The organism is Geodermatophilus sp. URMC 62 (assembly GCF_052931475.1).
Window position 1 is genome coordinate 2,869,386 of sequence record NZ_JBRFHY010000001.1, and the last position, 25,399, is coordinate 2,894,784.

At 74.6% G+C, this 25,399-nt stretch carries 31 protein-coding genes and 1 other RNA gene; 22 read left to right on the plus strand and 10 right to left on the minus strand.

Annotated features, from left to right (window positions below; translation table 11 throughout):
- Positions 1-7 precede the first annotated feature (7 nt).
- The 6 genes from ACU616_RS13920 to ACU616_RS13945 are packed head-to-tail and all read left to right on the plus strand — an operon-like array spanning position 8 to position 3,301.
- Complete coding sequence (locus ACU616_RS13920) at positions 8-352, plus strand: hypothetical protein (RefSeq protein WP_446759044.1); 345 nt, start codon at positions 8-10, stop codon at positions 350-352.
- Complete coding sequence (locus ACU616_RS13925) at positions 343-1,206, plus strand: type II secretion system F family protein (protein ID WP_446759045.1); 864 nt, start codon at positions 343-345, stop codon at positions 1,204-1,206. Before ACU616_RS13920 ends, ACU616_RS13925 begins: the two co-directional genes overlap by 10 nt.
- Positions 1,203-2,144 (plus strand): type II secretion system F family protein, encoded by a 942-nt coding sequence (locus ACU616_RS13930; protein ID WP_446759046.1) that lies wholly within the window; start codon positions 1,203-1,205, stop codon positions 2,142-2,144. Before ACU616_RS13925 ends, ACU616_RS13930 begins: the two co-directional genes overlap by 4 nt.
- 29 nt (positions 2,145-2,173) lie before the next feature.
- The gene (locus ACU616_RS13935) at positions 2,174-2,380 is read left to right on the plus strand and encodes a hypothetical protein (RefSeq protein WP_446759047.1); all 207 of its coding nucleotides are present in this window, start codon (positions 2,174-2,176) and stop codon (positions 2,378-2,380) included.
- Positions 2,370-2,843 carry a TadE/TadG family type IV pilus assembly protein gene (locus ACU616_RS13940; protein ID WP_446759048.1) on the plus strand — a complete coding sequence of 158 codons (474 nt, stop codon included), beginning with the start codon at positions 2,370-2,372 and terminating at the stop codon, positions 2,841-2,843. The genes ACU616_RS13935 and ACU616_RS13940 overlap by 11 nt, the downstream gene beginning before the upstream one ends.
- The gene (locus tag ACU616_RS13945) at positions 2,840-3,301 is read left to right on the plus strand and encodes a hypothetical protein (protein WP_446759049.1); all 462 of its coding nucleotides are present in this window, start codon (positions 2,840-2,842) and stop codon (positions 3,299-3,301) included. Before ACU616_RS13940 ends, ACU616_RS13945 begins: the two co-directional genes overlap by 4 nt.
- Before the next feature lie 15 nt (positions 3,302-3,316).
- On the opposite strand, the gene ACU616_RS13950 is transcribed toward ACU616_RS13945, so the two are convergent.
- The 3 genes from ACU616_RS13950 to ACU616_RS13960 form a co-directional block, all read right to left on the minus strand.
- Complete coding sequence (locus tag ACU616_RS13950) at positions 3,317-4,870, minus strand: LCP family protein (RefSeq protein ID WP_446759050.1); 1,554 nt, start codon at positions 4,868-4,870, stop codon at positions 3,317-3,319.
- A gap of 336 nt (positions 4,871-5,206) precedes the next feature.
- Positions 5,207-5,464: a hypothetical protein gene (locus ACU616_RS13955; protein ID WP_446759051.1), complete on the minus strand. Its 258-nt coding sequence runs from the start codon at positions 5,462-5,464 to the stop codon at positions 5,207-5,209.
- 156 nt (positions 5,465-5,620) lie between these two features.
- Positions 5,621-5,857: a hypothetical protein gene (locus ACU616_RS13960; RefSeq protein WP_446759052.1), complete on the minus strand. Its 237-nt coding sequence runs from the start codon at positions 5,855-5,857 to the stop codon at positions 5,621-5,623.
- Between the two features lie 51 nt (positions 5,858-5,908).
- Here ACU616_RS13960 and cutA point away from each other — a divergent pair, with 51 nt between their 5' ends.
- Entirely contained in the window at positions 5,909-6,238 is a 330-nt protein-coding gene (gene cutA / locus ACU616_RS13965; protein WP_446759053.1) for a divalent-cation tolerance protein CutA, read from the plus strand.
- Here cutA and ACU616_RS13970 read toward each other — a convergent pair whose 3' ends face one another.
- Positions 6,239-7,138 carry an NADP-dependent oxidoreductase gene (locus ACU616_RS13970; RefSeq protein ID WP_446759054.1) on the minus strand — a complete coding sequence of 300 codons (900 nt, stop codon included), beginning with the start codon at positions 7,136-7,138 and terminating at the stop codon, positions 6,239-6,241.
- A gap of 95 nt (positions 7,139-7,233) precedes the next feature.
- Complete coding sequence (locus tag ACU616_RS13975) at positions 7,234-7,521, minus strand: DUF6343 family protein (RefSeq protein WP_446759055.1); 288 nt, start codon at positions 7,519-7,521, stop codon at positions 7,234-7,236.
- Between the two features lie 43 nt (positions 7,522-7,564).
- Here ACU616_RS13975 and prfB point away from each other — a divergent pair, with 43 nt between their 5' ends.
- The 7 genes from prfB (at position 7,565) to ACU616_RS14010 (ending at position 13,875) form a co-directional block, all read left to right on the plus strand.
- A complete protein-coding gene (gene prfB / locus ACU616_RS13980) occupies positions 7,565-8,677 on the plus strand; it encodes a peptide chain release factor 2 (RefSeq protein WP_446759056.1) in 1,113 nt (370 codons plus the stop codon).
- Between the two features lie 131 nt (positions 8,678-8,808).
- The gene (gene ftsE, locus ACU616_RS13985; protein ID WP_446759057.1) at positions 8,809-9,498 is read left to right on the plus strand and encodes a cell division ATP-binding protein FtsE; all 690 of its coding nucleotides are present in this window, start codon (positions 8,809-8,811) and stop codon (positions 9,496-9,498) included.
- Positions 9,499-9,535: 37 nt separating this feature from the next.
- Positions 9,536-10,420, plus strand: coding sequence for a permease-like cell division protein FtsX (gene ftsX, locus ACU616_RS13990; RefSeq protein ID WP_446759058.1), 885 nt, complete (start codon positions 9,536-9,538; stop codon positions 10,418-10,420).
- Positions 10,421-10,514: 94 nt separating this feature from the next.
- Positions 10,515-11,540 (plus strand): hypothetical protein, encoded by a 1,026-nt coding sequence (locus ACU616_RS13995; protein WP_446759059.1) that lies wholly within the window; start codon positions 10,515-10,517, stop codon positions 11,538-11,540.
- Positions 11,541-11,588: 48 nt separating this feature from the next.
- On the plus strand, positions 11,589-12,065 hold the full coding sequence (gene smpB / locus ACU616_RS14000) for an SsrA-binding protein SmpB (RefSeq protein ID WP_446759060.1): 477 nt from the start codon (positions 11,589-11,591) through the stop codon (positions 12,063-12,065).
- The gene (locus ACU616_RS14005) at positions 12,062-12,985 is read left to right on the plus strand and encodes an NADP-dependent oxidoreductase (RefSeq protein ID WP_446759061.1); all 924 of its coding nucleotides are present in this window, start codon (positions 12,062-12,064) and stop codon (positions 12,983-12,985) included. The genes smpB and ACU616_RS14005 overlap by 4 nt, the downstream gene beginning before the upstream one ends.
- A complete protein-coding gene (locus tag ACU616_RS14010; protein ID WP_446759062.1) occupies positions 12,982-13,875 on the plus strand; it encodes an amidohydrolase family protein in 894 nt (297 codons plus the stop codon). The genes ACU616_RS14005 and ACU616_RS14010 overlap by 4 nt, the downstream gene beginning before the upstream one ends.
- Positions 13,876-14,033: 158 nt before the next feature.
- On the opposite strand, the gene ACU616_RS14015 is transcribed toward ACU616_RS14010, so the two are convergent.
- Complete coding sequence (locus tag ACU616_RS14015) at positions 14,034-14,354, minus strand: GYD domain-containing protein (RefSeq protein ID WP_446759063.1); 321 nt, start codon at positions 14,352-14,354, stop codon at positions 14,034-14,036.
- 174 nt (positions 14,355-14,528) lie between these two features.
- Here ACU616_RS14015 and ACU616_RS14020 point away from each other — a divergent pair, with 174 nt between their 5' ends.
- The 4 genes from ACU616_RS14020 (at position 14,529) to ssrA (ending at position 17,826) form a co-directional block, all read left to right on the plus strand.
- On the plus strand, positions 14,529-15,410 hold the full coding sequence (locus ACU616_RS14020) for an SCO6745 family protein (protein ID WP_446759064.1): 882 nt from the start codon (positions 14,529-14,531) through the stop codon (positions 15,408-15,410).
- Positions 15,407-15,937: a carboxymuconolactone decarboxylase family protein gene (locus ACU616_RS14025; protein ID WP_446759065.1), complete on the plus strand. Its 531-nt coding sequence runs from the start codon at positions 15,407-15,409 to the stop codon at positions 15,935-15,937. Before ACU616_RS14020 ends, ACU616_RS14025 begins: the two co-directional genes overlap by 4 nt.
- A gap of 283 nt (positions 15,938-16,220) precedes the next feature.
- A complete protein-coding gene (locus ACU616_RS14030; protein WP_446759066.1) occupies positions 16,221-17,360 on the plus strand; it encodes a magnesium and cobalt transport protein CorA in 1,140 nt (379 codons plus the stop codon).
- Between the two features lie 90 nt (positions 17,361-17,450).
- Positions 17,451-17,826, plus strand: a transfer-messenger RNA (tmRNA) gene (gene ssrA / locus ACU616_RS14035).
- 308 nt (positions 17,827-18,134) lie between these two features.
- Here ssrA and ACU616_RS14040 read toward each other — a convergent pair.
- The 3 genes from ACU616_RS14040 to ACU616_RS14050 form a co-directional block, all read right to left on the minus strand.
- Positions 18,135-19,757: an RICIN domain-containing protein gene (locus ACU616_RS14040; protein ID WP_446759067.1), complete on the minus strand. Its 1,623-nt coding sequence runs from the start codon at positions 19,755-19,757 to the stop codon at positions 18,135-18,137.
- 19 nt (positions 19,758-19,776) lie between these two features.
- Positions 19,777-20,211, minus strand: coding sequence for a hypothetical protein (locus tag ACU616_RS14045; protein ID WP_446759068.1), 435 nt, complete (start codon positions 20,209-20,211; stop codon positions 19,777-19,779).
- Positions 20,212-20,515: 304 nt separating this feature from the next.
- Positions 20,516-20,833 carry an EthD family reductase gene (locus ACU616_RS14050; protein ID WP_446759069.1) on the minus strand — a complete coding sequence of 106 codons (318 nt, stop codon included), beginning with the start codon at positions 20,831-20,833 and terminating at the stop codon, positions 20,516-20,518.
- Positions 20,834-21,414: 581 nt separating this feature from the next.
- On the opposite strand from ACU616_RS14050, the gene ACU616_RS14055 reads away from it, so the two are divergent.
- The 4 genes from ACU616_RS14055 to ACU616_RS14070 all read left to right on the plus strand — a co-directional run bounded on the left by ACU616_RS14055 (position 21,415) and on the right by ACU616_RS14070 (position 24,324).
- Positions 21,415-22,482 carry an alpha/beta fold hydrolase gene (locus ACU616_RS14055; protein ID WP_446759070.1) on the plus strand — a complete coding sequence of 356 codons (1,068 nt, stop codon included), beginning with the start codon at positions 21,415-21,417 and terminating at the stop codon, positions 22,480-22,482.
- A gap of 127 nt (positions 22,483-22,609) precedes the next feature.
- The gene (locus ACU616_RS14060; protein WP_446759071.1) at positions 22,610-23,467 is read left to right on the plus strand and encodes an NAD(P)H-binding protein; all 858 of its coding nucleotides are present in this window, start codon (positions 22,610-22,612) and stop codon (positions 23,465-23,467) included.
- Between the two features lie 309 nt (positions 23,468-23,776).
- Positions 23,777-24,145 carry a GNAT family N-acetyltransferase gene (locus tag ACU616_RS14065; protein WP_446759072.1) on the plus strand — a complete coding sequence of 123 codons (369 nt, stop codon included), beginning with the start codon at positions 23,777-23,779 and terminating at the stop codon, positions 24,143-24,145.
- Positions 24,142-24,324 carry a hypothetical protein gene (locus ACU616_RS14070; RefSeq protein WP_446759073.1) on the plus strand — a complete coding sequence of 61 codons (183 nt, stop codon included), beginning with the start codon at positions 24,142-24,144 and terminating at the stop codon, positions 24,322-24,324. Before ACU616_RS14065 ends, ACU616_RS14070 begins: the two co-directional genes overlap by 4 nt.
- Positions 24,325-24,364: 40 nt before the next feature.
- On the opposite strand, the gene ACU616_RS14075 is transcribed toward ACU616_RS14070, so the two are convergent.
- Positions 24,365-25,393: a potassium channel family protein gene (locus ACU616_RS14075; RefSeq protein ID WP_446759074.1), complete on the minus strand. Its 1,029-nt coding sequence runs from the start codon at positions 25,391-25,393 to the stop codon at positions 24,365-24,367.
- Positions 25,394-25,399 lie beyond the last annotated feature (6 nt).

Sequence of the window (25,399 nt, forward strand, 5' to 3'; positions counted from 1 at the left end):
GCCCGGCATGTGCACGCTGCACGCCAACAGCGCCCGCGAGGCGGTGGTGAAGATGTGCACGCTGCCGCTGCTGGCCGGCGACAACATCGGCCACGCGTTCGTCGTCCCGACCGTCGCGGCCAGCGTCGACCTGGTCGTGCACGTCGCCACCGAGCCCTCCGGGCAGCGCCGGGTGCGCGAGATCGTCGCGATCCCGGGCCGCGCGGAGGACGGCGTGGTCGAGCTGGCCGACGTCTTCACCACCCGCGACGGGCGGTTGGTCCGGGCCGAGGGCTTCCCGCCGCACCCCGAGCGCTTCGCCGCCGCCGGCTTCGACCTGGCCGCCCTCCTCGAGGCGCCGGCGTGGACCTGACCGGCGCGCTGCTCGGGCTGCTGCTCGGGGTGGGACTGCTGCTGGTGTGGCGCAGCGGGTCGCGGGCCCCGCAGCCGAGGACGGGACCGCGCCCGCCCGGACGCCGCGCCCGGCTGCTCGCCGCGGCGGGCCTGACCGGCATCAACCCGGCCCAGCTGGTCGCCCTGCAGGTGGGCCTCGGGGCACTGGCGACGGTCGTCGTCCTGCTGACCACCGGCACGGTCACCGTCAGCCTGGCCTTCGGCGTGTTCGGGTTCGTCCTGCCGCACGTGCAGGTGCGCCGGCTGGCCGCCCGCCGCCGCGCCGACCTGCGGGAGGTGTGGCCGGAGGTGGTCGACAACCTCGCCTCCGCCGTCCGCGCCGGGCTGTCGCTGCCCGAGGCCCTCTCGGCACTGGGGACCCGCGGCCCCGAGGTGCTGCGGCCGCCGTTCCTCCGCTTCGCCGCCGACCACCGCTCCAGCGGCCGCTTCGGCGAGAGCCTCGACCGGCTCAAGACCGACCTCGCCGACCCGGTGGGCGACCGCATCGTGGAGACGCTGCGGGTGGCCCGGGAGGTCGGCGGCAGCGACCTCGGCCGGGTGCTGCGGACGCTGGCCGGCTTCCTGCGCGAGGACGCCCGCGCCCGTGCCGAGCTCGAGACCCGGCAGGGCTGGGTGGTGCAGGCCGCGCGGCTGGCCGTCGGCGCGCCGTGGGTCGTCCTCCTGCTGCTGGCCACCCAGTCGGCGACGCTGGCCGCCTACGACTCCCCGCTGGGCACCGGCCTGCTGCTCGGCGGCGGCGCGGTCTGCCTGGTGGCCTACCGGCTGATGCTGCGGATCGGCCGGCTGCCGCAGGACGCGCGGGTGCTCCAGTGAGCCCTCCGCTGCTGGGGATGCTCCTGGGCGGTGCCGCGGCCGCCGGGCTGCTGCTCGCCGTCACGTTCGCGCCGCCGTTCCGCTCGGTGCGGCTGGTCGACCGGCTGGCGCCCTACGTGCACGACACCCCGCCGCCGTCCCGGCTGCTCGGGACCGCGACCGAGCCCGGTCTGCTCACCGCCGCGCGCCGCGTGTTCGGCCCCGTGGTCGCCGACGGCGCCCGGCTGGTCGACCGGGTGCTCGGCGGCCGCGCCGCCGTCCGCCGCCGGCTCGACGCCCTGGGCAGTGACCAGACGGTCGAGGACGTGCGGGTCGAGCAGGTCGTCTGGGGCGGCCTGGGACTGCTCGGTGCGGCGCTGCTGACCGCGGTCGGGTCGCTGGCGGCCGGCGGCGTCAACGTGCTGTCGGTCGCGCTGCTGTGCCTGGCCGGGGTGCTCGGCGGCGTGCTGGGCCGCGACTGGTGGCTGACGCAGCAGGTGCGCCGACGGGAGGAGCTCCTGCTCGCGGAGTTCCCGGTGGTGGCCGAGCTGCTGGCACTGGCGGTGACGGCGGGGGAGAGCCCGACCGCGGCGATCGCCCGGGTCACCCGGCTCTCGGGCGGTGAGCTGGCCCGTGAGCTCGGCTCGGCGCTGGGCCGGGCGCGGGCGGGTGTGCCGCTGACCGAGGCGCTGCAGCAGGTGGCCGACCGGACGTCGGTCGACGCGCTGGCCCGCTTCGTCGACGGCCTGCTCGTGGCCATCGAGCGCGGCACCCCGCTGGCCGAGGTGCTGCGGGCCCAGGCCGCCGACGTCCGGGAGGCCGGCAAGCGCCGGCTGCTGGAGGCCGGCGGCCGCAAGGAGATCCAGATGATGGTGCCGGTGGTCTTCCTGGTGCTGCCGGTCACCGTCCTGTTCGCCCTGTTCCCGGGGCTGATCAGCATCGTCTCGCTGGCGCGGTGAGCGCCGTGGACCACGGAGGAGGACGACGGATGCGGGCCTGGGCCTGGCTGGTGACGGTCGTGGCGGTGCTGGCCGCCCGGCTGCGGAGCGGCGATCCCGAGCGGGGCGACGTCCCCGGCTGGGTGATGATCACGGTGATGACGGCGGCGCTGGTGCTGGCCATCCTCGTCCCGTTCCGCGAGGCGATCGTGGCGGCGGTGACCAACGCGCTGGCGTCGGTCACGAATGGCGGCTGAGGGAGGACCCCGTCCTCCCCATCCCTCGCTCCGCTCGGGGTGGGACCCGGGACGGGGCCGTTCCGCCCCCGCACCTGACGACGGCGAGCGGGGGAGCGCCGTCGTCGAGTTCGTGCTGGTGTCGGTGCTGGTCGTGGTGCTGCTCCTGGCGGTGCTGCAGGTGGCCGTCTACGTGCACGTGCGCAACGTGGTGACCGCCGGCGCGCAGGAGGGTGCGCGGTACGCGGCCAACGCCGACGTGCCGGCGTCGGAGGCGACCGGCCGGACGCTGGCGGTGGTGGCCCGGGCGACGTCGGTGCGGACCGCCGAGGGGCTGGCGTGCACCGCCGCGGAGGAGGTCGACGGCTCCGGGCTGGTGCTGGTGACCGTGCGCTGCCGCGGGGCGGTGCCCACGCTGCTGGCCGGGCTGGGCGACGTGCTGCCGCTGCAGGTGACCGGCCGGGCGGTGGAGGAGGCGCCGTGAGGTGGCTGCGGGCGCGGCTGGGCGGCGGTGAGCGCGGGTCGGCGCTGGTGGAGTTCGTGTTCGTGGCGCTGGTGGTGTTCGTGCCGCTGGTCTACGTGGTGGCCGGTTTCTCGGCGGTGCAGCGCGGGGTGTTCGCCTCGACGGCGGCCGCGCGGGAGGCCGGGCGGGCGCTGGCCACCGCGCCCGACGTCGCCACCGGCCTGGCGCGGGCGCAGCGGGCGGCGCAGCTGGCGGTGGAGGACCAGTCGGTCGAGGCCACGGACGTGCGGGTGGCCTACGCGCCGGCGGACGCCGGCTGCGACGCCGCGGGTGCGTACGCGCCGAGCCTGCTGCCGGGGGAGGAGTTCTCGGTCTGCGCGACGGTGACCGTGCGGATCCCGCTGCTGCCGGAGTTCGTCGACGCCAACACCGCGACCGGGCAGTTCGTGGTCGAGACCGACCGCTACGTCGACCGCTGACCGTGGCCGGTCGCCTCAGTTGATGCAGCCGGTGTCGGCGGCGGTCCGCCCCGGCTCCGCCGGGCCCTCGGCGGCCGACGTCACCGGCGTCACCGCCTGGCCGATGCCGGCGAAGTCCGCGCCGAGGACCAGGTCGACGGTCCCGGTGGTGGCCTCGTCGTCCACCTCGACGACGGCGCCGGGGACCTGCGCGGCGAGCGTGGCGGCCAGCGCCTCGTCGCCGGGGGCGTGCCGGATGGTCGTCCGGTCGTAGTCGCTGCGGTCGGCGTTGCCGAAGCCGCGGACCGGGAAGCCGGCGTCCTCCAGGTCGGCGGCGGCCGCGGCGGCCGCGCCGGAGATCCCCGAGCCGTTGTCGACCTGCACCGGCACCTCGGAGGGCGCGACCGTGTCCGGCGCCGCCGGCGCATCGGGGGCCTCAGGAGAGTCCTCGGGCGGTGTCTCCGGCTCGGCGGACAGGTGCGCGAAGAAGTCGTGCAGCGTGTCCTCGTCGGCCAGCTCCACGATGGAGCGGCCCTGCTCGTCCTCGGCGGCGGCGTCGGCGATCGGCACGGTCTCGAACCGGATGCTGTCGGGGGTGACCGCCTGCACCTGCCGGGCGAGGTCGAGCAGGTCGAGGTCGCGGTCGACGGTGAGCGACCGGGAGGCCGCCTGGACCAGCCGGCGCTGCGTGCCCAGGTCGAACAGCACGTGCTGGGAGAGCATCTTGCGCAGCACGCCGGCGAGGAACACCTGCTGGCGGACGATCCGGTCGAGGTCGCCGCGGGGCAGGCCGTGGCGCTGCCGCACGAAGCGCAGCGCGTCGGCGCCCTCGATCGTCTGCTCCCCGGCGGGGAAGACCGCGCCGGAGTAGGCGGAGTCGTCGACGGCCTCGCAGAGGTTGACCTCCACACCGCCGACGACGCTGCTGAGCTGGAAGAAGCCCAGCAGGTCGACCTCGGCGTAGTGGTCGATCTGCAGGCCGGTGAGCTGACTGATCGTCTGCACGAGCAGTTGCGCGCCCGCGGCCCGCCTCTCCTCGTCGGTCGCGGAGTCGGGCGCCCCCGACCAGCCGTGTGCGTAGGCGGCGTTGAGCTTGTCCCTGCCGTGGCCGGGGATCTCCACGTAGGAGTCCCGCGGGAACGAGACGAACGAGGCCTGCGACCCGTCGGCCGGGACGTGCGCCAGGATCATCGTGTCGGTGTTGATCCCGGAGTCGGTGCCGGCGTCGAGCTCGGCGAGCTGTTCGTCGCTCAGGTCGGCGCGGCTGTCGTTGCCGACCAGCAGCAGGTTCATCGCCTCGGGGACGTCGCCCGCCTCGGCGTTGCCCTCGGTGGGGAGGGCGTCGGTGCGGTTGACCGTCGCCTGCGCGACCCGCCCGAGGTACCAGCCCCAGCCGCTGCCGGCCAGCAGCACCAGCGACAGGACGGCGGCCACGGCCCGGGCGGCGACGACGGCCGGTCCGGTGCGGCGTCCGGTCCGGCTGCCGGCGGCCCCGGCGGCGTCCCGGCGGGAACGGCCGGTGCGGGGGTCGAGCCGCGCGGGGAGCGGCCGACCCGGGAGGTCGCCGTCCTCGGTGCGGTCTGGGCCCACCGCACGGAGGGTAGGGACGAGCGGGCCGGGCCAGAAGGGCCTGCGACGCGGGGAGCGCCCCGAGGGCCGTGAGCGGACGGCGCGGACGGCGGCCGGTGGCTCCGCCGCGGCCCGTCGTGCTCTGCCCACAGGTGTGGGCAGAGCACGACGTCGCACGGACCCGCCGTGTCGGTCCGCCCGGTCCCGGTCGGTGCGGGAGCGGGGGAGGACGACGGGTCCGCGCTCGACGTGCCGGACCACGAGACGACCGAGGCGAGCGCGGACCACGGGCTGCAGCTGTCCCGCGAGCTCCAGGAGGACGCACCCGCGGCACGGGTCGAGCCACCGGCTGACACCTCAGCGGACGTAGGTCGTCCCCCCGCCGAGGGCGGTCAGCACGATCATGCCGGCGAAGGCGAGGACCAGGAACGCCACCACGACGGCGAACAGCAGCCAGCCGCGCTCCTCGAGTCCGCGCCGCTCGGGGTCGGCCGCGGCGTGCCCGGGCTCCTGCTCGGGCGCCGTGGGTGTCAGGGCGGCGGGGGAGTCCGGCACTTCGGGAGCCGGCGGCGCTCCTGCCGCCGGGCGGTGCGGTTGGTCGACGGGCGCGCTCATGGCGACTCCCTGGGGAGACCGGCCGACGGGGCCGGCGGCCGGGCGCCGGCGGCTCGGCACCCGCCGCCCACGCTAGGACGGCCGGACACGGCCCGGAGGGGTCGGAGGTCCCTCCCGGCGGGGACCGCACGGCGAGCCCGGCCCGGCCCGCGGTGGTCAGCCGCCGCGCTTCACCTCGCCCTGCACGATGCCGCCGATCGCCAGCCGCAGCGCCTCGTTGGAGGTGTCGCCCTCGGCCAGGGCGGCGCGCGCGTCCTCGGTCAGCAGCCCGGGGTCGACGTCGTCGAGCCAGGCGACGTCGTCGCCGTTGCGGCGGCCCACCTGCAGCCCGGTGTCGCCCTTGCGGACCACGTAGCGGTCACCGTCGATGTCGAGGGTCAGGTCGTCGTTCATGGGCGGCCCCTACCCGCGCGGACGGCGCCACGCACCCGCACGATGACCGGCGTGGAGCCCGAGGACGTGGTCGAGGTGGTCGTCACCGGTCCGGACGCCGGCTGGCTGGCCGGGTACACGCGGACGCTGGTCGAGGAGCGGCTGGCCGCCTGCGGCCAGCAGCTCGCCGCGATCCGGTCGGTGTACCGGTGGGAGGGGCGGGTGCACGACGACCCCGAGGCCCGCGTCGCCCTGCACACCCGCCGGTCCCTGGTGCCGGCGGTCGTCGCCCGCACCGCCGAGCTGCACCCCTACGACGTCCCCTGTGTGCTCGCCCTGCCGGTGAGCGGCGGCAACGCCGACTACCTGCGCTGGGTGGTCGACCAGACCCGCGAGCCGTAGTCAGACGGAGAGGACGAGCTTGCCGCGCACGTGCCCCTCGCGGCTGCGCCGGTAGGCCTCGGCCACCTGCTCGAGCGGGTACACCGCCTCGACCGGCATCTGCAGGCGGCCCTGCACCACCAGCGCCCCCACCTCGGCCAGCCGGGCCGCACCACCACCGCCGCCGGAGGTGACCTGCACGCCCAGCTCCGCGGCACCGAAGTCGGCGATGGTGACGACCCTGCCGGGGTCGCCGGTCAGCGCGACGAGGTCGCGCACCGAGCCCCTGCCGGCGGTGTCGACCGCGCCGTCGACCCCGTCGGGCGCGATCTCGTGCACCCGGTCGGCGAGCCCCTCGCCGTAGGGGGTGTGCAGCGCGCCCAGCGAGCGGACGAAGTCGGCGTTGGCCGAGCTCGACGTGCCGATCACCTGCAGACCGCGGCTGACGGCCACCTGCACGGTCGCGATGCCGACCCCGCCGCTGGCGCCGTCGACGACGACGGTCCGGCCCTCGGCCAGGCCGAGCAGGTCGAGCACCCGGACGGCGGTCTCCCCGGCCACGCCCAGCCCGGCGGCGGTCTCGAACGAGACGTCGGGCGGCTTGGGTGCCCACGCCCTGAGGACGGCGCGCTCCGCGGCGGTGCCCGAGCCCAGGCCGAACACCGGGTCGCCGACCTGCACCCCGGTGACCCCCTCACCGACCTCGTCGACCACGCCTGCGGCGTCGGAGCCGGGGACGGTCGGGCCGTCCGGCCTGCCCCCGCCGGACATGGCGCCGGACACGACCTTCCAGTCGATCGGGTTGACGCTCGCCGCGCGCACGGCGACGCGGACCTGCCCCCGCCCGGCGTGCGGCTCCTCGACCTCGCCGACGCCCAGCACGTCGGGATCCCCGTACTCGGTGTACACGACGGCACGCACAGGCGTGCTCCTCTCAGACGGTGGTGACGTGCTGGAGCGGCCCCCCGCAGGGTCCCGTGCCGAGCTCGCGCGGCCCGGGGGCAGGGGGTCCTTCCTCAGCCCGGCTCGCCGCGGAGCTTGCGCCGGGCCACCACGACCAGGTCGACCAGCGTCACCGCGCCGAGGACGAACAGCACCACCGCCGGCCAGGTGGGCAGGTCGGTGCGCAGCCACAGGACGCCGGAGACGACGCAGACGACGAGGCCGAAGGCGGCCAGCACCAGCCGCAGCGTCAGCGCGGACTGCGCCGGGGCGGCGCCGAGGATGCCGGCGGTCGGGTCGTGGTGGTCGGGCAGACCGCGCGCGTACTCCTCGCGGGTCCGCTCGCGCCGCGGTTCGCTCATGCCGTGGGCCTACCCCGCACCGAGCGCACTACCCTGGATCGACGTGGCCGCTGACTTCGCCGTCGTCCTGGACGAGCTCGACACGACCCTGACGTCGATCGAGGCCGTCCTCGACGTCGACCGACTCCGCCGGGAGGTCGCCGAGCTCGAGGAGCAGGCCGCCGCGCCGGACCTCTGGAACGACGTCGAGGCCGCCCAGGCGCTCACCTCCAAGCTGTCCTACCTGCAGGGCGACCTGCGCCGGGTCGAGGAGCTGCGCCGCCGGCTCGACGACGTCGGCCTGCTGCACGAGATGGCCGCCGAGGAGAGCGACGAGGCCGTCACCGCCGAGGCCGAGCGGGAGCTGACCGCGCTGCGCAAGGAGATCGACGAGCTCGAGGTCCGCACCCTGCTCAACGGCGAGTACGACTCGCGCGAGGCGCTGGTCACCATCCGGTCGGAGGCCGGCGGCGTCGACGCGGCCGACTTCGCCGAGATGCTCATGCGGATGTACCTGCGCTATGCCGAGCGGCACCGCTACCCCGTCGAGGTCTACGACATCAGCTACGCCGAGGAGGCCGGCATCAAGTCGGCCACCTTCGCGGTCAAGCAGCCCTACGCCTACGGCACGCTGTCGGTCGAGCAGGGCACCCACCGGCTGGTGCGCATCTCGCCGTTCGACAACCAGGGCCGCCGGCAGACGTCGTTCGCCGGGGTGGAGGTGCTGCCGGTCGTCGAGCAGACCGACCACGTCGACATCCCGGAGAACGAGATCCGCATCGACGTCTTCCGGTCCTCCGGCCCCGGCGGGCAGAGCGTCAACACCACCGACTCCGCGGTGCGGATCACCCACCTGCCCACCGGCATCGTCGTCTCCTGCCAGAACGAGAAGAGCCAGATCCAGAACCGCGCCGCGGCCATGCGCGTGCTGCAGGCGCGGCTGCTGGCCAAGCGGCAGGAGGAGCAGCGGGCCGAGATGGACGCGCTGCGCGGGGAGGGCAGCAGCTGGGGCAACCAGATGCGCTCCTACGTCCTGCACCCCTACCAGATGGTCAAGGACCTGCGCACCGAGCAGGAGACCGGCAACACCGGCGCGGTCCTCGACGGTGACATCGACGGCTTCATCGAGGCCGGCATCCGCTGGCGCCGTCAGCAGGAGTCCGTGGCCGCCGGCTGACGGCCGGCGACGACGTCCGCCGGCGTCCTCGTGGGGTGCGAGTGACGGCCGGTCAGCCGCCGCGCGACCCGGCCTGCGCGTCTGTGGCGAACCGGTCATCCTGCGGCCGCGGGCAGGTACCGTGGCGCCTCGTGATCGAATTGCAACACGTCACCAAGCTCTACCCGGCCAGCAACCGGCCGGCCCTCGATGACGTGTCGACCGAGATCGACAAGGGCGAGTTCGTCTTCCTCATCGGCTCGTCCGGCTCGGGCAAGTCGACCTTCCTGCGGCTGCTGCTCAAGGAGGACGACCCCACGCGCGGCACGGTCGTCGTCAACGGCAAGACGCTCAACGGCATGAGCAAGTGGCAGGTGCCCAAGCTGCGCCGCTCGATGGGCTGCGTCTTCCAGGACTTCCGGCTGCTGCGCAACCGGACCGTGGCGGAGAACGTCGCCTTCGCGCTCGAGGTCATCAACAAGCCGCACCGCACCATCAAGCGCGTCGTCCCCGAGGTGCTGGAGATGGTCGGCCTCGACGGCAAGGCCAACCGGCTGCCGCACGAGCTCTCCGGTGGTGAGCAGCAGCGGGTCGCGATCGCCCGCGCGTTCGTCAACCGGCCGCTGGTCCTGCTCGCCGACGAGCCCACCGGCAACCTCGACCCGGAGACCAGCGAGGGCATCATGCTGCTGCTGGAGCGGATCAACCGCACCGGCACCACGGTGATCATGGCGACGCACGACTACCACATCGTCGACTCGATGCGCCGCCGCGTGATCGAGCTCAACGGCGGCCAGATCACCCGCGACCAGTCGCGCGGCGTCTACGGCGTCGGCCGGTAACGCCCCTCTTCGACCTGCACCTCACGCAAGGGAACCCATGCGCGTCAACTTCGTCCTCTCCGAGGTGGCCACCGGGCTGCGTCGCAACCTGACCATGACGGTCGCGATGATCCTGACCACGGCCATCTCGCTCGGTCTCATGGGCACCGGCCTGCTCATCGCCGGGATGATCTCCGACATGAAGGAGATCTACTACGACAAGGTGCAGGTCTCCATCTTCCTGGCCGACGACGTCACCGACGAGCAGCGCAGCGCCATCGAGGCGCAGCTGGCCGACTCCCCGGAGGTGGCCAGCTACATCTACGAGTCCAAGGAGGAGGCCTACGAGCGCTTCCGGCAGCAGTTCAGCCAGCAGCCCGAGCTGGTCGAGAACACCCCGCCGGACGCGCTGCCGGAGAGCTTCCGCGTCGAGCTGGTCAACCCCGAGCGCTACGCGGTCGTCGCGGCGGCGTTCCCCAACGGGCAGAACGGCGTCGACCAGGTGCGCGACGAGGGCGACTTCCTCGACCGGCTGTTCAGCCTGCTCAACGGCGCCCGCAACGCGACCATCGCCGTCGCGGTGGTGCAGGCGCTGGCGGCGTTGCTGCTGATCTCCAACACCATCCAGCTGGCGGCGTTCAACCGGCGCAACGAGACCAACATCATGCGTCTGGTGGGGGCCTCGCGCTGGTACACGCAGCTGCCGTTCATCCTCGAGGCGGCGCTGGCCGGTCTCATCGGCGCGCTGCTCGCCGTCGGCGGGCTGGTGCTCACCAAGGTGCTCTTCGTCGACAAGACGCTCGCCGGGCCGATCAAGGCCGGGATCATCCCGCCGGTCGACTGGAGCGCGATCGCCACCATCAGTCCGATCATCGCCGCGGCCGGCGTGGGCCTGGCCGCCGTCGCCGCCTACGTGACGCTGCGCCTCTACGTCCGGCTCTGACGCGGCGGCCCCCGAGGCCCGTGCGCCCCGAGGCCCGTGCGTCCCGCGGCTCGCGGTGGGTAGTACCGGGCCGGAGCGGACAGGGGAGGGCGGCATGACGACGGTCGACGTCGCCGGGGTGCGCGAGCACGCGGCGGCCGGTGCGGAGGACGTGGACGCGGGCCGGGCCGACGTGCGGCCGGCGCTGCGCCGGCTGGGTGCCGTCGGGGCGCTCGGCGCCGAGGACGACGACCCCACCGCGGCGTTGGTGGCCTCGGTGCGGCTGGTCCGCGAGGTGGCGGCGCTGTCCCTGGCCACGGCGTTCTCCGTCTGGTCGCAGCGGATGGTGATCGAGTACCTGCGCTTCTGCCCGCCGCCGCCGTCGATGGCCGGCCTGGTGCGGCAGCTGCGGGGCGGGGAGGTGACCGGGGCGACCGCGCTCGCCCCGGCGGTCGCCGACCCCACCGGCGCCTCGGAGCTGCCCGTGTCGGCGCGGCCGGACGGCAGCGGCTGGCGGCTGTCCGGGACGGTCGGCTGGGCGTCGAACCTCTTCGACGACGCGGTCGTCGTCGTCCCCGTGCAGGCGCCCGACGAGGGCCGGCTGGTCGCGCAGTTCCGGCGCACCGACGACGGCGTCACGCCCACCGAGCCGCACCGGCTGCTCGGCCTCAACGGCACCGGCACCGGCGGGCTGCACCTCGACGGGGTCGCCGTGTCCGCCGACCAGGTGCTCAGCGAGGACCTCACCTCCTTCGTCGCGATGTGCCGGCCGACCAAGTTGCTGCTGCAGACGTCGCTCACCCTGGGGGTGGCCGACGCCGCCCTGGCCGCGGCCGCCCGGCACGCGGGCGGGGTCCTGCGCACCGAGCACGAGGAGTTGGTCGCCGCCCGCGACGACGTCGGCCGGCGGGTGGAGGACCTCGCCGCCGACCGGGTCGGGCTCGGGCCCGGGGGCCTGGCCCGGCTGCGGCTGGCCGGCCTGCAGGTCGCCGCGGACGCCGTCCGGCTGGAGGTGGCCGTCACCGGCGCCGGCGGTTACCGCGCCGGCAGCGCCACCGCCCGCCGGGTCCGGGAGGCGGCGTTCCTGCCGGTGCAGGCGCCCACCTACGCCCAGCTCCGCCGCGAGGTCGCGGCGTCCTGACCGCGCGACCGGGAGGAGCACCGCGGCGCCCGCGGTTAACCTGACGACATGCCGCGTGAGACAGGGCGCAAGCTCATCGCCCAGAACAAGAAGGCGCGGCACGACTACTCGATCCTCGACACCTACGAGGTCGGCCTGGTGCTCACCGGCACCGAGGTGAAGAGCCTGCGCGCCGGGCGCGCCTCATTGGTCGACGGCTTCGCCACCGTCGACGGCGGCGAGGTGTGGCTGCAGCACGTGCACATCCCCGAGTACACGCAGGGCACCTGGACCAACCACGCCCCGCGGCGCAAGCGCAAGGTGCTCATGCACCGCGAGGAGATCGACAAGCTGATCGGCAAGACCCGCGAGGGCGGCCTGACGCTCGTGCCCCTCGACATCTACTTCAAGGACGGCAAGGTCAAGGCCACGCTCGCGCTGGCCAAGGGCAAGAAGTCCTACGACAAGCGGCAGGACCTCGCCGAGCGCGACTCGCGCCGGGAGATCCAGAAGGCCTTCGGCCGGTACGTGAAGGGACGTCGGTGAGGGGGATCGCGTACGACCGCTTCGGCGGCTCCGACGTCCTGACGCTGCGCGAGGACCTGCCCGAGCCGCCGGTGGGGCCGGACACGGTGCTCGTGCGCGCGCACGCCGCCGGGGTCAACCCGGTCGACGTCGGGATCCGCGAGGGGCACCTGGCCGGGTCCTTCCCGCACCACTTCCCGATCGTCCCGGGCTGGGACCTGGCCGGCACCGTCGAGGCGGTCGGGCCGGCGGTCCACGACCTCGCGCCCGGTGACGAGGTGTTCGGCTACCTGCGCCGTGACGACGTCCAGTGGGGGACCGCCGCCGAGCTGGTGCCCGCGCCGCAGCGCTGCGTGGCGCGCAAGCCGGCGTCGCTGTCCTTCGCCGAGGCCGGCGCACTGCCGCTGGCCGGGCTGACCGCCTACCAGGCGCTCACCGAGGCGCTCGACGTCGGCGAGGGCGACCGCGTGCTCGTCCACCGCGCCAGCGGCGGCGTCGGGTTCTTCGCCGTGCAGATCGCCGTCGCGCTCGGCGCACACGTCATCGGTACCGCCAGCCCGCGCAACCACGGCTTCCTCCGCGACGCCGGCGCCGAGGTCCTCGACCACTCCGCCGGGCCGATCAGCGGGCAGCTGTCCGAGCCGGTCGACGCCGTCCTCGACCTCGCCGGCGGCGACGCGCTCGCCGACGCGCCGGCTCAGGTGCGCGACGTCGCCCGGATCGCCAGCGTCGTCGACCCGTCGGTCAACGACACGGGCGGGCGCTACGTGTTCGTCCGCCCCGAGCGGCACGACCTCGAGGAGCTCGGCCGCATGGCCGACGCCGGCCAGCTGCGCGTCGCGATCGCCAAGGCGTTCCCGCTGGAGCGCACCGCCGAGGCGCAGGACCTGGTCGCCGGCGGGCACGTGCGCGGCAAGGTCGTCGTCACGCTGCGCTCGTGAGCGTCCCGCCGCCGGCCGACGACGCCGACGTCCCCCGGTTCTGGCGCGAGCTGGGGCTGCCCGGCCTGGTCGACGTGCACGTGCACTTCCTCCCGCCGCGCGTGCAGGCGAAGGTGTGGTCGTACTTCGAGGCGGCGCACACCCACTACGGCACCGAGTGGCCCGTGCAGTACCCGCTGCCCGAGGACGAGCGGCTCGCCGTCCTCGGCCGGCTCGGCGTCCGGGCCTTCCCGACGCTGCCCTATCCCCACAAGGCGGGGATGGCCGCCTGGCTCAACGACTGGTCGCACGACTTCGCCGCCGCCCACCCGCAGGTGCTGTCCTCGGCCACGTTCTTCCCCGAGCCGGAGGCGCCGCACTACGTCGCCGAGGCGCTCGACCGCGGCGTGCGGGTGTTCAAGGTGCACGTGCAGGTGGGCGCCTTCGACCCGCGCGACGCGCTGCTCGAGCCGGTGTGGGCGCGGCTGGAGGAGACCGGGACGCCGGTGGTCATCCACTGCGGGTCCGGTCCGCTGCGCGGCGAGCACACCGGCCCGGCGCCGATGAGCGGCCTGCTCGAGCGCCACCCGCGGCTGCAGCTGGTCATCGCCCACCTCGGCATGCCGGAGTACCGGGAGTTCCTCGACCTGGCCGAGCGGCACGAGCGGGTGCACCTGGACACCACGATGTTCGCCACCGCCTTCACCGAGCGGCTGATGCCCTTCGACCCCGCCGACCGGCCGCGGCTGGCCGCGCTGCGCGACAAGGTGCTGCTCGGCAGCGACTTCCCGTCGATCCCGTACCCCTACGCCGAGCAGCTCGCGGCGCTGGCCGGCCTCGACCTCGGCGACGACTGGCTGCGCTCGGTGCTCTGGCACAACGGCGCCCGGCTGTTCGGGGTGGCCGCCTGAGAGGCTCACCGCTGCCGGCGCTCCCGTGCCCTCGCCGGGGAGGCCGGCGCCCGACGGCTCGGCGGCCGCACCGAGCCGCACGAGGACGCGCGGGGACGCCGATCCAGGGGGTCACCCGTCCTGCCCTCGTCGTGCGGCTCGGCCGGCCGCGCGACCGGCTACGCGCCCGGTGGCTGGTAGTGCGGCTGCACCTGACCCGCGGCGTCGACCTCCTCGGGGGTCATCAGGACGACGGTGCGGACGTGGGCCGCCGCGCTGGCGTTGACGGTGAGCGCGACCGCGGCCGCGGTCCGGGCGTCGGGGAGGTCCACGATCGTGTAGACGTCGTCGGTGCCGAAGGCGAAGTCGAAGGTCTCCAACCGGCCGCCGGCGTCGGCGCACATCTTCTCGATGGCCGCGCGCCGGGCCGTGCCGCCCGAGGCCAGCACGGCCTTCGACCCCTGCGGTGTGTAGTTGGCGATGAAGAGGTACCGGGGCATCTCGACCTCCTGGGCTCGACCCCCGTGCGACCCGCATGCTCCCGACGGACGCCGCCGGGCCGCAACGCCCGTGCGCGCGGCGACACCGGCGACGGCGTGGCGGCGACGGTCGGTCGGGCACCGCATCCCGGTCGCGACGCCGGCCCGACAGGGCGCCTCGCTAGGGTCGCCGGCATGGTCAGCGCCGATCCGCCCGCGTCCCTCGACCCCGCCGTCGTCGGCCGCGCGCACCGCGCCGTCGAGCCGCTGCACAACCACGTGTACTTCGTGTCGGAGACCGAGCAGCACCTGACCGCCGCCGGGCTGCGGCCGGGGCGGATGGTCTACTTCGCCGGCCGGTCGGCGCCCATGGGCGCCGTCGGCCCGGGCGTGGTGACGGCGACCTTCGCCAACTTCTCGCCGGCGATCGTGGCCCGGCACGTCCCGCGGGCGTGGACCCTGGCCTCTCCCGAGCAGGTCGTGACCGCCCGGCTGGCCGCCGCGCGCGCCTCGCTGACCCGGCTCCTCGGCGGCGAGGAGGCCGCGGCCGCACCGGAGGTCGCCGAGCTGGGCGACCTGCTCGCCGAGGCGTGCACCGTGCTCACCGCCGAGGGCCGCCCGCTCTACGCCGGCCACGCCGACCTGCCCTGGCCCGAGGACCCGGTCGGCCGGCTGTGGCACGGCGCCACCCTGCTGCGGGAGTGGCGCGGCGACGCGCACGTCGCCGTCCTCGTGCGGCACGAGCTGTCGGGGATGGAGGCGCTGCAGACCCACGTCGCCACCGGCCGGGCCTTCCTCGAGCCGGTCGCGCAGACCCTGCGCGGGTGGACCGACGAGGAGTGGGCCGCCGGCTGGGCGCGGCTGGCCGAGCGCGGCCTGGTCGCCGACCGCACCCTCACCGAGGCCGGGCAGCGGCTGCGGGCCGACCTCGAGGCCGAGACCGACGCGCTCTCGACCACCCCGTGGCTGCACCTGGGTCCTGAGCGCACCGCCCGCGTGGTCGAGCTGGGCAAGCAGCTGTCGGGCACGGTCGTGGCGGCCGGCGCCTACCCGGCCGGGGTCTTCGCCGGCCGGTGACCCGCCTGCCCGAGGCCCCGGACGAGGGCCCGACCGCCGACCTGCTGCGCGCCCGCCGGCGGGGCGTCCTGACCACCCTCGACCGGCTGCTGCTGCACAGCCCGCCGGTGGCCGAGGGCTGGAACGCGCTGCTCGGCGCGCTGCGCGGCGGGACGACGCTGCCCGACGACCTGCGCGAGCTGGTGGTGCTGCGGGTCGCCGTCCTCGACGCCGCCGAGTTCGAGTGGACGTCGCACGCGCCCATCGCCCGCCGCGCCGGGCTCACCGACCTGCACCTGCGGGTGCTGCGCGCCGACGACGCGCTCGCCGAGCCGGTCTGGTCGCCGGTGCAGGCCGCCGTCCTGCGCTTCACCGACGCCTCGACCCGCAGCGTCGCCGTCCCCGACGCCGTCTTCACCGCGCTGCGGGAGCACCTCGACGACCGGCAGGTCGTGGAGCTCGCCGTGCTGGTCGGCGGCTACGCGATGGTGTCGCGGTTCCTCGTCGCCCTGGACGTCCCGCCGTCGACGGGAGAGGTCCCCGGCTGAGCCGGTCCCCTCCGGAGGGCGGGTGCCGACCACGACCCGGCCGAGGGGCACCTCACCCGAGGGAGTGCGGCGGCACCGGGCCGGCGCGTGTCACGATGGACGACGGCCCGCGGAATGCCGGCCGCCGCCGACGGGGAGGGAGAGCGAGCGCGTGCGCAGCGAACCGCCCAGTCCCAGTCCCGAGGTCCTCCCCGCCTGAGCCCCGGTCGCCGCGTGCGCCGGTGGGCTGCGCGGTGAGGACCTCCGCTGAGTCCTCGCCGTCCAGCGTCCCCCGGAGCCCGTCATGGCCGACCGTCGCCTCGCGCCCCTGAGCGCCCTGTCCACCCTCGGGCGCCGTCCCCGCCCGGCGACCGCCCGCACCGTCGTCGTCGCGCCGGCCGAGCCGGCGCGCGAGGAGCGCCCGTCGCCGGTCGTCGACAACGCCGTCTACTCGACCGGCCGCCGGGTGGCCACGCCGGACTCGCCGGCCGAGAGCCACGAGTGGCTGGCCGAGGACCCCGACCGCCTGGTGTGGCTGGGCCTCTACCGTCCCGAGCCGGCCGAGCTGGGGGAGCTGGCCGAGCAGTACGACCTGCCCGAGCTCGCCGTCGAGGACGCCATCAAGGCCCACCAGCGGCCGAAGTTCGAGCGCTACGGCAGCACGCTGTTCGTCGTCCTCAAGGCCGCCCGGTACCTGGACGCGGCCGAGGAGGTCGAGTTCGGGGAGCTGCACCTGTTCCTCGGCCGGAACTTCGCCATCACCGTGCGGCACAGCGAGTCGCCGGACCTCTCGCGGGTCCGGCGGCGGCTGGAGAGCGAGCCGGACCTGCTCGAGAAGGGCAGCGAGGCGGTGCTGTACGCGATCCTCGACGCCGTCGTCGACGGGTACGCACCGGTCGTCGCCGGGCTGGCCACCGACATCGACGAGATCGAGACCGAGGTGTTCCGCGGCGACCCCGGCGTCTCCCGGCGCATCTACGAGCTGTCGCAGGAGGTGCTGGAGTTCCAGCGGGCCGCGCGACCGCTGACCGGCATCCTGGCCGCGATCACCGCCGGGTTCGACAAGTACGGCGTCGACGAGGAGCTGCGCAGCTACCTGCGCGACGTGGCCGACCACGTCGTCCAGGTCAACGAGCGGGTGGAGGGGTTCCGGCAGCAGCTGCGCGACATCCTCACCGTCAACGCGACCCTGGTGGCGCAGCGGCAGAACGAGGAGATCCGCGAGCTCACCGAGGCCTCGATCGCGCAGGGCGAGGAGGTCAAGAAGATCTCCGCGTGGGCGGCCATCCTCTTCGCGCCCACGCTGGTGGGCACGGTGTACGGGATGAACTTCCAGGACATGCCCGAGCTGTCGTGGCACCTCGGCTACCCGTTCGCGCTGGTGCTGATGCTGGGCGTGAGCCTGACGCTGTACGCCGTCTTCAAGCGCCGCGACTGGATCTAGCCGCGCCCGCGGGTGCGTGTGGCGACCGGTCGGGGCGCCGGGGGAACAACGCGCTGGTGGTGCCGGTTAGGATGGGTGCACAACTGCACAGGGGGTGAATGGTCTCGACTGCGGTCGGGTGACCAGGGGAAGCGAGCCGAGGAAGCCGACGATGAGCTCGTTAACCACGCGTCGGAAACCACACAAGCGCCGACCTCAGTCAGCGCGACGTGGCCCTCGCTGCCTGACGCAGCGTAGGTCCGTCTGTCAGCCCGGGTTCGTCATCGGCCCGGATCCTGGCATCAGCTAGATGACTCACCGTGCGTGCCGGTCGCGGGCGCGCGCGGGACACCGCACAGCGACTGGGCCCGTCACACCGACTTGTTCGCGGGATCGGTGGGGCCGAGCAGAGACACAGCGGACTGCGCTCGGAGAAGCCCTGGGTATGCGTCGCAGGACGCGGGTTCGATTCCCGCCACCTCCACCCTCCCTCCCTGAGGTCTTCGTGGACCGTGGGGAGTCCTTCGCAGGAGGACGAACCGCCCCGGACCGTGAGGTCCAGGGCGGTTCGTCGCATCTGCGCGGCGGCTGACCGGGGAGTGCAACGTCGCTCGCCCGGCACCTCGGCCGCCGCCGAGGGCAGCGCCCGGTACACCCCGTGGTCCGGTCTCCACACCGATTATCGCCAGGACGCCGCTGTACCCGGGGGAGGTCCGGACCCAGGAACGGATCCGCCGTTCGGCGTTGTGTCGCCGCCGCCGGGACGGCGATGACACAACGCCGAGTCCACGACGACTAGAGCCGCCACTGCTGGTTCTGACCGCCCCACCAGTCCCACTGGATGATCTGTGCACCGTTCGCCGTCGAGCCCCCGGAGACGTCGAGGACCTTGCCGCTGTGCTTGGCGCGCAGCCGGTAGTATCCGGCGCCGGTGGGCTCCGGCTTGAACTTCTGATTGTCCCCGCCCCAGTACTCCCACTGGACGATCTGGGCGCCGTTGGCCGTGGAGATGCCGGCCACGTCCAGGCACTTGCCCGAGCTCTCGACGACGATTCGGTAGAAGCCGTCACCAACCGGGTCGAGCCGCAACCGCTGGTTCCCCCCGCCCCAGTACGGCCACTGGATGATCTTCGCTCCGTTGGCGACCGAGCCACCGTTGACGTCGAGCGCCTTGCCGGAGTGCCGGGCGACGATCGGGGCGGGACCGAGCCGCCACTGCTGGTTCTGACCGCCCCACCAGTCCCACTGGACGACGCGGGCGCCGTTGTTCGCCGAGATGCCGCTGACGTCCAGGACTCGGCCGCTGTGCTTGGCGACCACCCGGTAGTAGCCGTGCCCGACCGGGTCGAGCCGGAACTTCTGGTTGTCACCGCCCCACCAGTCCCACTGGTGGATCTGCGCGCCGTTCCCGGTGGCGAAGCCCTTGACGTCGATCACCCGACCGCTGTGCGTGGCGATCAGCCGGTAGTGGCCCGCCTCGACCCACTCGATCCGGAAGACCTGGTTCTGCCCGCCCCAGTACTCCCACTGGGTGGCCTCCGCGCCGTTGGCCGTGGAGATGCCCGCGATGTCCAGGCACAGGCCGCTGTGCCGGACGAAGACCGGACCCCGGATCGGGTAGAGCCGCCGGATGCCCTCGATGTCGTCGGGCGCGAGGACCCGCACGGTGCTGTTGGCGGCGATGGTCGGCCACATGACCGAGCCGGCGACGGTGGAGTGCGAGAGGCCGAGGATGTGCCCGATCTCGTGCAGGGCGACGGTCTCGACATCGAACTCGCCAGCGGCGGCACCGTCGCGCCATGTGTTCTCCTGGTCGTCGAAGTGCAGCGGCCGGGGCAGCGCGTTGCCGTAGAAGCCGCAGCCGGGCGGGTAGTCCGCGTGCGCGAGCACGCCGCCGGTCATGTCCGTGTCGCCGCAGTTGGCCGGGGTCCACGCGATCCGGATGTCCGGGCTGTCCCCCGTCCCCACCTCTCGGAAGGTGAACTGGGTGGCCGCTGCCCAGGTGGCGAAGGCCCTCCGCACCGCGTCGCGCTCGGTGTCACCGGCGACGTCTCCGGTCCCCGAGGCGAAGGCGTAGGTCAACGCGTCGCGGTTCCACGCGCAGGTGGTGGAGAAGGCGACATCGTTACCGATGACATCGGGGAAGCCGCAGCGGACGCGGCTCATCATCTCCCGGGTCTGCTCGTCGAAGACGCCCGTCGCCGGCAGGCCGTGCCGCGCCTGGTAAGTCGCCAGCGCCAGCGAGGTGACGTCGTCGAGGTCGTCCGCCCCGGCCTCGCTCGCTCGAGGCGCACGCTCCATGTAACCGAAGCGGGCGAGGAAGGTCTTGACCGTGTCGAACTTCCCGACGCTGTCGTGCACCCCCACGGTGGGCAGGGCGGCGATGGTCTCTCGCATGTCCGGGGCATAACTGGTCACGGGGACTCCTCTCGGTCGGTCAGGCGAGCTGCACGCTCGCCAGGACTCCTGCGGCGACGGCATCGGGCACCGACGGCTCGGTGATGACGGCGACGGTGAAGGGACGGGGGGCGTCCACGTGCAGTGCGCTCGTGGAGGTCCCGGCGTCCGGGGTGCGGAAGGTGACGCGGCGCCCGCGTGCGCCGGCCACGTCGACCAGCGCCTCGTGGAAGGCCGGCTTGCCCGCGTGCCCGTCGAGCCGGTCCGCGAACGGGCCCACGTCGACCACGACGGTCACACCGGGACCCTCGAACACCGCCGCCGGCCCGTCGAACGCCCTACCGCCCCCCGGGACGAGCGCGGCGGGCAGCTGCAGCCACAGTCCGCCCACCCGCACCGGGACGAGGTCGCCCCACCGGACGTCCCCGGAGGGGCCAGGGCCGGCGTCGTAGGTCATCACCGCCCCCTCTGCCATCCGACCGATCCGTGGCGCCGCGCCCCGCGATGTTGCCGCGGGAACCGTCACCGGGACGTCACCGCAGTTCGGACCGGGAGCCGCAGTGGGCGGGAGGCCGCTGCGTCCGTGTCCCTCGGGGAGGGGCGCACGCAGGTCGAGCCGAGCAGACCTCGGGACATGGGTCCGCGGGTGCAGCGGCCGACGCCGTCGGTGGCCACGTCGGCTCCGACGTGGCCACCGACCAGGCGCGACGACCCCACCCCGACGAGAGCCCGGGAGGACGTCGTCCTCCCGGGCTCTCGTGCGTCCGCGGTACCGGCGGTCAGCCGACGACCACGACGTCCTCGGTGAAGGCCGTCGTCAGCTGCGGGTCGGCGAAGTTGTCGACGTCCTCGATGGCGGCGGCGAACTCCGCGGAGGTCCCCGCGGCGGCGAAGGCCTCCTGGTCGTCGAAGTACATGCTGGCCACCCCGAGGAACGGCGGCTCGCCCTCGGGCGCGGCCACGGCGTGCTGCTGCACGTAGCGGCGCACACCCGGCACCTTCGCGGCGATCGGGCCGTGCGTCTCGCGCCAGTAGCGCAGCGCCTCCGCGCGGTCCATGCCGGGCTTCTCGTTGAGCACGAAGGTGACGGTGAACATCGTCGTTCCTGCCTCTCCGCTGGCCGCCGCAGCAGCGCGCGACGGTCGAGGTCGTCGGTACGGGAGGCAGACGCTAGCCCCGCCGGGCACCTGGCGCCCACCGGGTGCGGGGGAGCCCCGCGCGGACGCCGTCCGCGCGGGGCCGCCGGTGGCCCGTGCGGTCAGCCGCCGACGGGCGGGGTGGCCGGGACCGAGCCGCCCGGCGCGTCGGGGGCCGCGCCCTGCCCCTGCGCGTCCTGTGCGTCCTGCGTGCCCACCAGTTCGCTCACCGCGTCGGTGGAGTCCCCGTCGTGCCGGTCGCGCCCCTTCGTGTCGTCGCTGCGGGGGTGGTCGACGGCGCTCTGTCGTTGCTCCGCTGCACACCTGCCTCGGTCGGGTCCGGAACCCGGTCCTACCCCGGCCACCGCCGCGTACCGCCCCGGTCGTGCTCCTGCGCCCGTCACCTCCCGTGCGTGCGGCGTGGTGCGAGCGGTCGGGGTGCCGGTCCGGCGGCGCCTGCCGGAGGTCCCGCTGAGCTGGCCGGGTGCGTGCCGGTCCGTCAGAGTGACGGCCGTCACCCCGCCCGAGGAGAGGGAGCCGCCGTGATCGAGAACGCCTTCTACACGCCCGAGGTGCAGGGCGCCTACCAGCTGCACTCCCTGGGCGGGTTCGACCTCGAGGAGGGCGGGCGGATCCCCGACCTGCGGCTGGCCTACGCCACCTACGGCGAGCTGAACGAGGCCAAGGACAACGCGGTCCTCATCCCCACCTGGTTCAGCGGCACGCACGCCACCTGGGAGCAGGTCTACATCGGCCCCGGCCGGGCGCTGGACCCGACGCGCTGGTTCATCGTCGTGGTCAACCAGATCGGCAGCAGGCTGTCGACCTCGCCGCACAACACCGATGACGGGATCGGCATGTCGCGCTTCCCGCACGTCCGCATCGGCGACGACGTCCGCGCGCAGCAGCAGCTGGCCGCGGAGCTGTTCGGCATCGAGCGCTGGGCGCTCGTCGTCGGCGGGTCGATGGGAGCGCAGCAGACCTACGAGTGGGCGGTCCGCTACCCCGACCAGGTGCTGCGCGCCGCCCCGATCGCCGGCACCGCGCAGAACACCCCGCACGACTTCCTGTACACCCAGACGCTCATGGACGCGGTCACGTCGGACCCCGGGTGGAACGGCGGCGAGTACCGATCGCACACCGAGGTCGCCGACGGGCTGCGCCGGCACGCCGACATCTGGGCGGTCGTGGGCCTGTCGACGGAGTTCTGGAAGACGGAGTTCTGGCGCGGCGTGGAGCTGCCCGACGTCACCTGGTCGACGTTCGAGGAGTTCCAGGAGCGGTTCGTGCAGGCCACGTTCTGCGCCATGGACCCCAACGCGCTGCTGGTCATGGGCTGGAAGTGGCAGCACGGCGACGTCGCCCGGCACACCGGCGGTGACCTCGCCGCGGCGCTGGGCCGCATCACCGCCAAGACCTTCGTCATGCCGATCGACGAGGACATGTTCTTCCCCGTCCGCGACTGCGCGGCCGAGCAGGCGCTCGTCCCGGGCAGCGAACTGCGGGTGCTGCCGAGCATCGCCGGCCACTTCGGGCTCTTCGGCTTCGAGCAGACCTACCTGGCCGAGGTCGACCGCAACCTCGGCGAGCTCCTCGACGCCCGCGTCTGACCCGCGGGCAGGCGACTCCCGCCGGGAGCCGCCTGCCCGCCGACCCGTCCGGGCGCCGCCGGAATGACTCCACGGGCGTCCCGGTTGGTGCCCGGCGCCAGCGTCCGCCCGACCGAGGAGCCCCCGCATGACCACCTACGCCGTCACCGGCGCCACCGGACACCTCGGCCGCCGCGCCGTCGAGGAGCTGCTCGAGCGCGGGGTCGCCGCGGGCGACGTCGTCGCCGTCGCCCGCCGTCCCGAGGCCGCCGACGGTCTGGCGGCCCGCGGCGTGCAGGTCCGCGAGGGCGACTACTCCCGTCCCGAGACCCTGCCCCCGGCCCTGGCCGGCGTCGACCGGCTGCTGCTGATCTCCGGCAGCGAGCCCGGACAGCGGGTGGCCCAGCACCGGGCGGTGATCGAGGCGGCGGCCGTGGCCGGCGTGCAGCGGATCGTCTACACGAGCATCGCCCACGCCGACACCTCGACCAACCCGCTGGCCGAGGAGCACCGCGGCACCGAGGAGGCGCTGCGCGGGGCCGGCGTCCCGGCCACCGTGCTCCGCAACAGCTGGTACGTCGAGAACTACACGTCCCAGCTCGACACCTACCTGGCCACCGGCGAGATCCTGGGCGCCGCGGGGGAGGGGCGGGTGTCGATCGCGCCGCGCGCCGACTACGCCGTCGCGGCCGCCGCCGCCCTCCTCGCCGACGACGAGGGCACGGTCGTCCGCGAGCTCGGCGGTCCCGGAGTCACGCTCGCCGACCTCGCCGCTGCCGTCAGCGAGGTCACCGGCACGACCGTCCGCTACCGCGACGTGCCGGCCGAGCAGCTCGTCGCCGCCCTGCAGGCGGCCGGCCTCGACGCCGGCACCGCCGGGTTCGTCGCCGCCATCGACACCTCCATCGCCCGCGGCGAGCTCGACACCGGGGACGCCGACCTCGCCGCCCTGCTCGGCCGCCCGGTGACCCCGCTGGTCGAGGCCGTCCGGGCGGCACGGGGCTGACGACCCGGTCCCTGGCGCCGGCGTGGCGTGGCCGCCGCTGAGCCCGGGCGCCGGCCTGGCGCGGCCGCCGCTGAGCCCGGCCGACGTCGCGGTCGCCTCCGAGCGGCTGCTGCGGCCAGGCGTGCCCGTGCTGGCCGACGGCGAGGCACCCGGTGCGGCCCGGGTGCTGCTCGTGCGGGACGCCGCCGCGCCGCTGGCCGGCCGGGCCCTGGACCTCGCGCCACCGACGCGGACTGGGCGCGTTACGCCGACGCGCGGGTCGCCGTCGAGGCGGCGTTCGGCCCGGACGAGCCCGCCGCCCGGGCGCTGGTGGCCCGGACCCGCGAGCGGGTTGCCGCACTGGGGCTGTGGCTCGCGCCGGGCAGCGGGCACCTGGTCGCGGCGGCGGGGGCGTTCCGGCTGCCCGGGGATCCGGGCACGGCGCGGTTGCAGGAGGTCGACGTCCTCCCCGGCTCCCGCGGGCGCGGGAACGGTGATGCGCTCTTCGAGGCCCTCCGCCGGGTGCTCGTGGCCGAGGGCGTCACCCGGCTCGTCGTCGCCGCCGACGAGGACGACTGGCCGCTGTCCTGGTACCGCCGCCGCGCCTCCTCCTCCCGAGGGGTGGGGTCCGGCGCAGCGCTCCAGGTCCGCGCCGTCCGTGCCGATCCCCCGTGCACGGACGACAGGAGAGACCCATGAACCCCATCGCGTGCCGCGCCGTGGCGCAGGCCGGCCTGGTCGCGGCGACCGCCTCGGCCGACGACGAGCAGCCCTGGCCGCTGCTCCTGGTGGCCGGCTGGCACACCACCGCCGTCGACCTCGTGCTCCAGGACGGCCGGCTGGCCGACACCCTGGCCGAACTCGAGCTGATGGTCTGACCGCTGCCGCGAGGCGCGGCGGCCGCACGGCCCCGGCGGCTCAGGGGCCGTGCGAGCGCACGACCACCAGCACGTCCTCGCTCTGCAGCGTGCCGATCAGCGGGTCGTCGAACCGCAGCGTGCGCCCGCCCCGGGTCACCGACAGGACGACGTCGCGCAGGTCGCGCGGGCCCAGCCCCACCTCGCCGGAGGTCACGGTGCGCTGGGAGAGGTCGAGCCCCTGGCCGCCGGTGAGCAGGTCCTCGACGACGGACACCACCCGCGGGCTGTCGGTGGACAGGCCCAGCAGCCGCCCTGACGTCGCCGACGTGGTGATGACGGTGTCGGCGCCGGACTGCCGCAGCAGGCTGGCGTTCTCCTCCTCGCGGACGCTGGTGGTGATCGGCACGCTGGGGTTGAGCTGGCGGACGGTGAGGGTGATGAGCACGGCGGCGTCGTCGCGGTTGGCGGCCACGATCACCGCGCGCGCCCGCTCGACCGAGGCCCGGCGCAGCACGTCGGTGCGCCCGGCGTCGCCCACGATGCCGGTGAGGCCGATCGAGTTCGCCTCGTCGATCGCCCGCTGCTCGGCGTCGACGATGACGATGCTCTCCAGCGGGGTGCCGGTGGCCCGCAGCGACCGGACGGCGCTGCGCCCCTTGGTGCCGTAGCCGCACACGATGACGTGCTGGCGCACGCGGGACCTCCAGCGTCGGATGCGGAACTCCTCGCGCGAGCGCGCGGTCAGCGCCTCGAGCGTGGTCCCGATGAGCACGATCAGGAACATGATGCGCAGGGGCGTGATGAACAGGATGTTCACCAGCCGGGCCGACTCGGTGACCGGCGTGATGTCGCCGTACCCGGTGGTCGAGAGCGTGACCGTGGAGTAGTAGACGGCGTCGAGCAGCGTGATGCCGACCTCGTCGCCGTCGCGGTAGGAGTCGCGGTCGAGCCAGACGATGAAGACCGTCAGCGCCAGGAGGAACGCCGCGAGCACGACCCGCTGCCAGACCTGGCGGACCGGCGACTGTTCCTCGTGGGCGATCTGCACCCCGGTGTGCGGGTCCTCCGCCGTGTGTCCGCCGCTCACCCCGCG

Bases quoted from the DNA above. Each gene is read 5' to 3' on its own strand.
- ACU616_RS13940 (WP_446759048.1), top strand. From the start codon at position 2,370: ATGGCGGCTGAGGGAGGACCCCGTCCTCCCCATCCCTCGCTCCGCTCG.
- ACU616_RS13955 (WP_446759051.1), bottom strand. From the start codon at position 5,464: ATGAGCGCGCCCGTCGACCAACCGCACCGCCCGGCGGCAGGAGCGCCG.
- ftsX (WP_446759058.1), top strand. From the start codon at position 9,536: ATGCGCGTCAACTTCGTCCTCTCCGAGGTGGCCACCGGGCTGCGTCGC.
- ACU616_RS13920 (WP_446759044.1), top strand. From the start codon at position 8: ATGTGCACGCTGCACGCCAACAGCGCCCGCGAGGCGGTGGTGAAGATG.
- ACU616_RS14030 (WP_446759066.1), top strand. From the start codon at position 16,221: ATGGCCGACCGTCGCCTCGCGCCCCTGAGCGCCCTGTCCACCCTCGGG.
- ACU616_RS13995 (WP_446759059.1), top strand. From the start codon at position 10,515: ATGACGACGGTCGACGTCGCCGGGGTGCGCGAGCACGCGGCGGCCGGT.
- ACU616_RS13960 (WP_446759052.1), bottom strand. From the start codon at position 5,857: ATGAACGACGACCTGACCCTCGACATCGACGGTGACCGCTACGTGGTC.
- ACU616_RS14045 (WP_446759068.1), bottom strand. From the start codon at position 20,211: ATGGCAGAGGGGGCGGTGATGACCTACGACGCCGGCCCTGGCCCCTCC.
- ACU616_RS13975 (WP_446759055.1), bottom strand. From the start codon at position 7,521: ATGAGCGAACCGCGGCGCGAGCGGACCCGCGAGGAGTACGCGCGCGGT.
- ACU616_RS14015 (WP_446759063.1), bottom strand. From the start codon at position 14,354: ATGCCCCGGTACCTCTTCATCGCCAACTACACACCGCAGGGGTCGAAG.
- ACU616_RS14070 (WP_446759073.1), top strand. From the start codon at position 24,142: ATGAACCCCATCGCGTGCCGCGCCGTGGCGCAGGCCGGCCTGGTCGCG.
- smpB (WP_446759060.1), top strand. From the start codon at position 11,589: ATGCCGCGTGAGACAGGGCGCAAGCTCATCGCCCAGAACAAGAAGGCG.
- ACU616_RS14060 (WP_446759071.1), top strand. From the start codon at position 22,610: ATGACCACCTACGCCGTCACCGGCGCCACCGGACACCTCGGCCGCCGC.
- ACU616_RS13935 (WP_446759047.1), top strand. From the start codon at position 2,174: ATGCGGGCCTGGGCCTGGCTGGTGACGGTCGTGGCGGTGCTGGCCGCC.
- ACU616_RS14050 (WP_446759069.1), bottom strand. From the start codon at position 20,833: ATGTTCACCGTCACCTTCGTGCTCAACGAGAAGCCCGGCATGGACCGC.
- ACU616_RS14020 (WP_446759064.1), top strand. From the start codon at position 14,529: ATGGTCAGCGCCGATCCGCCCGCGTCCCTCGACCCCGCCGTCGTCGGC.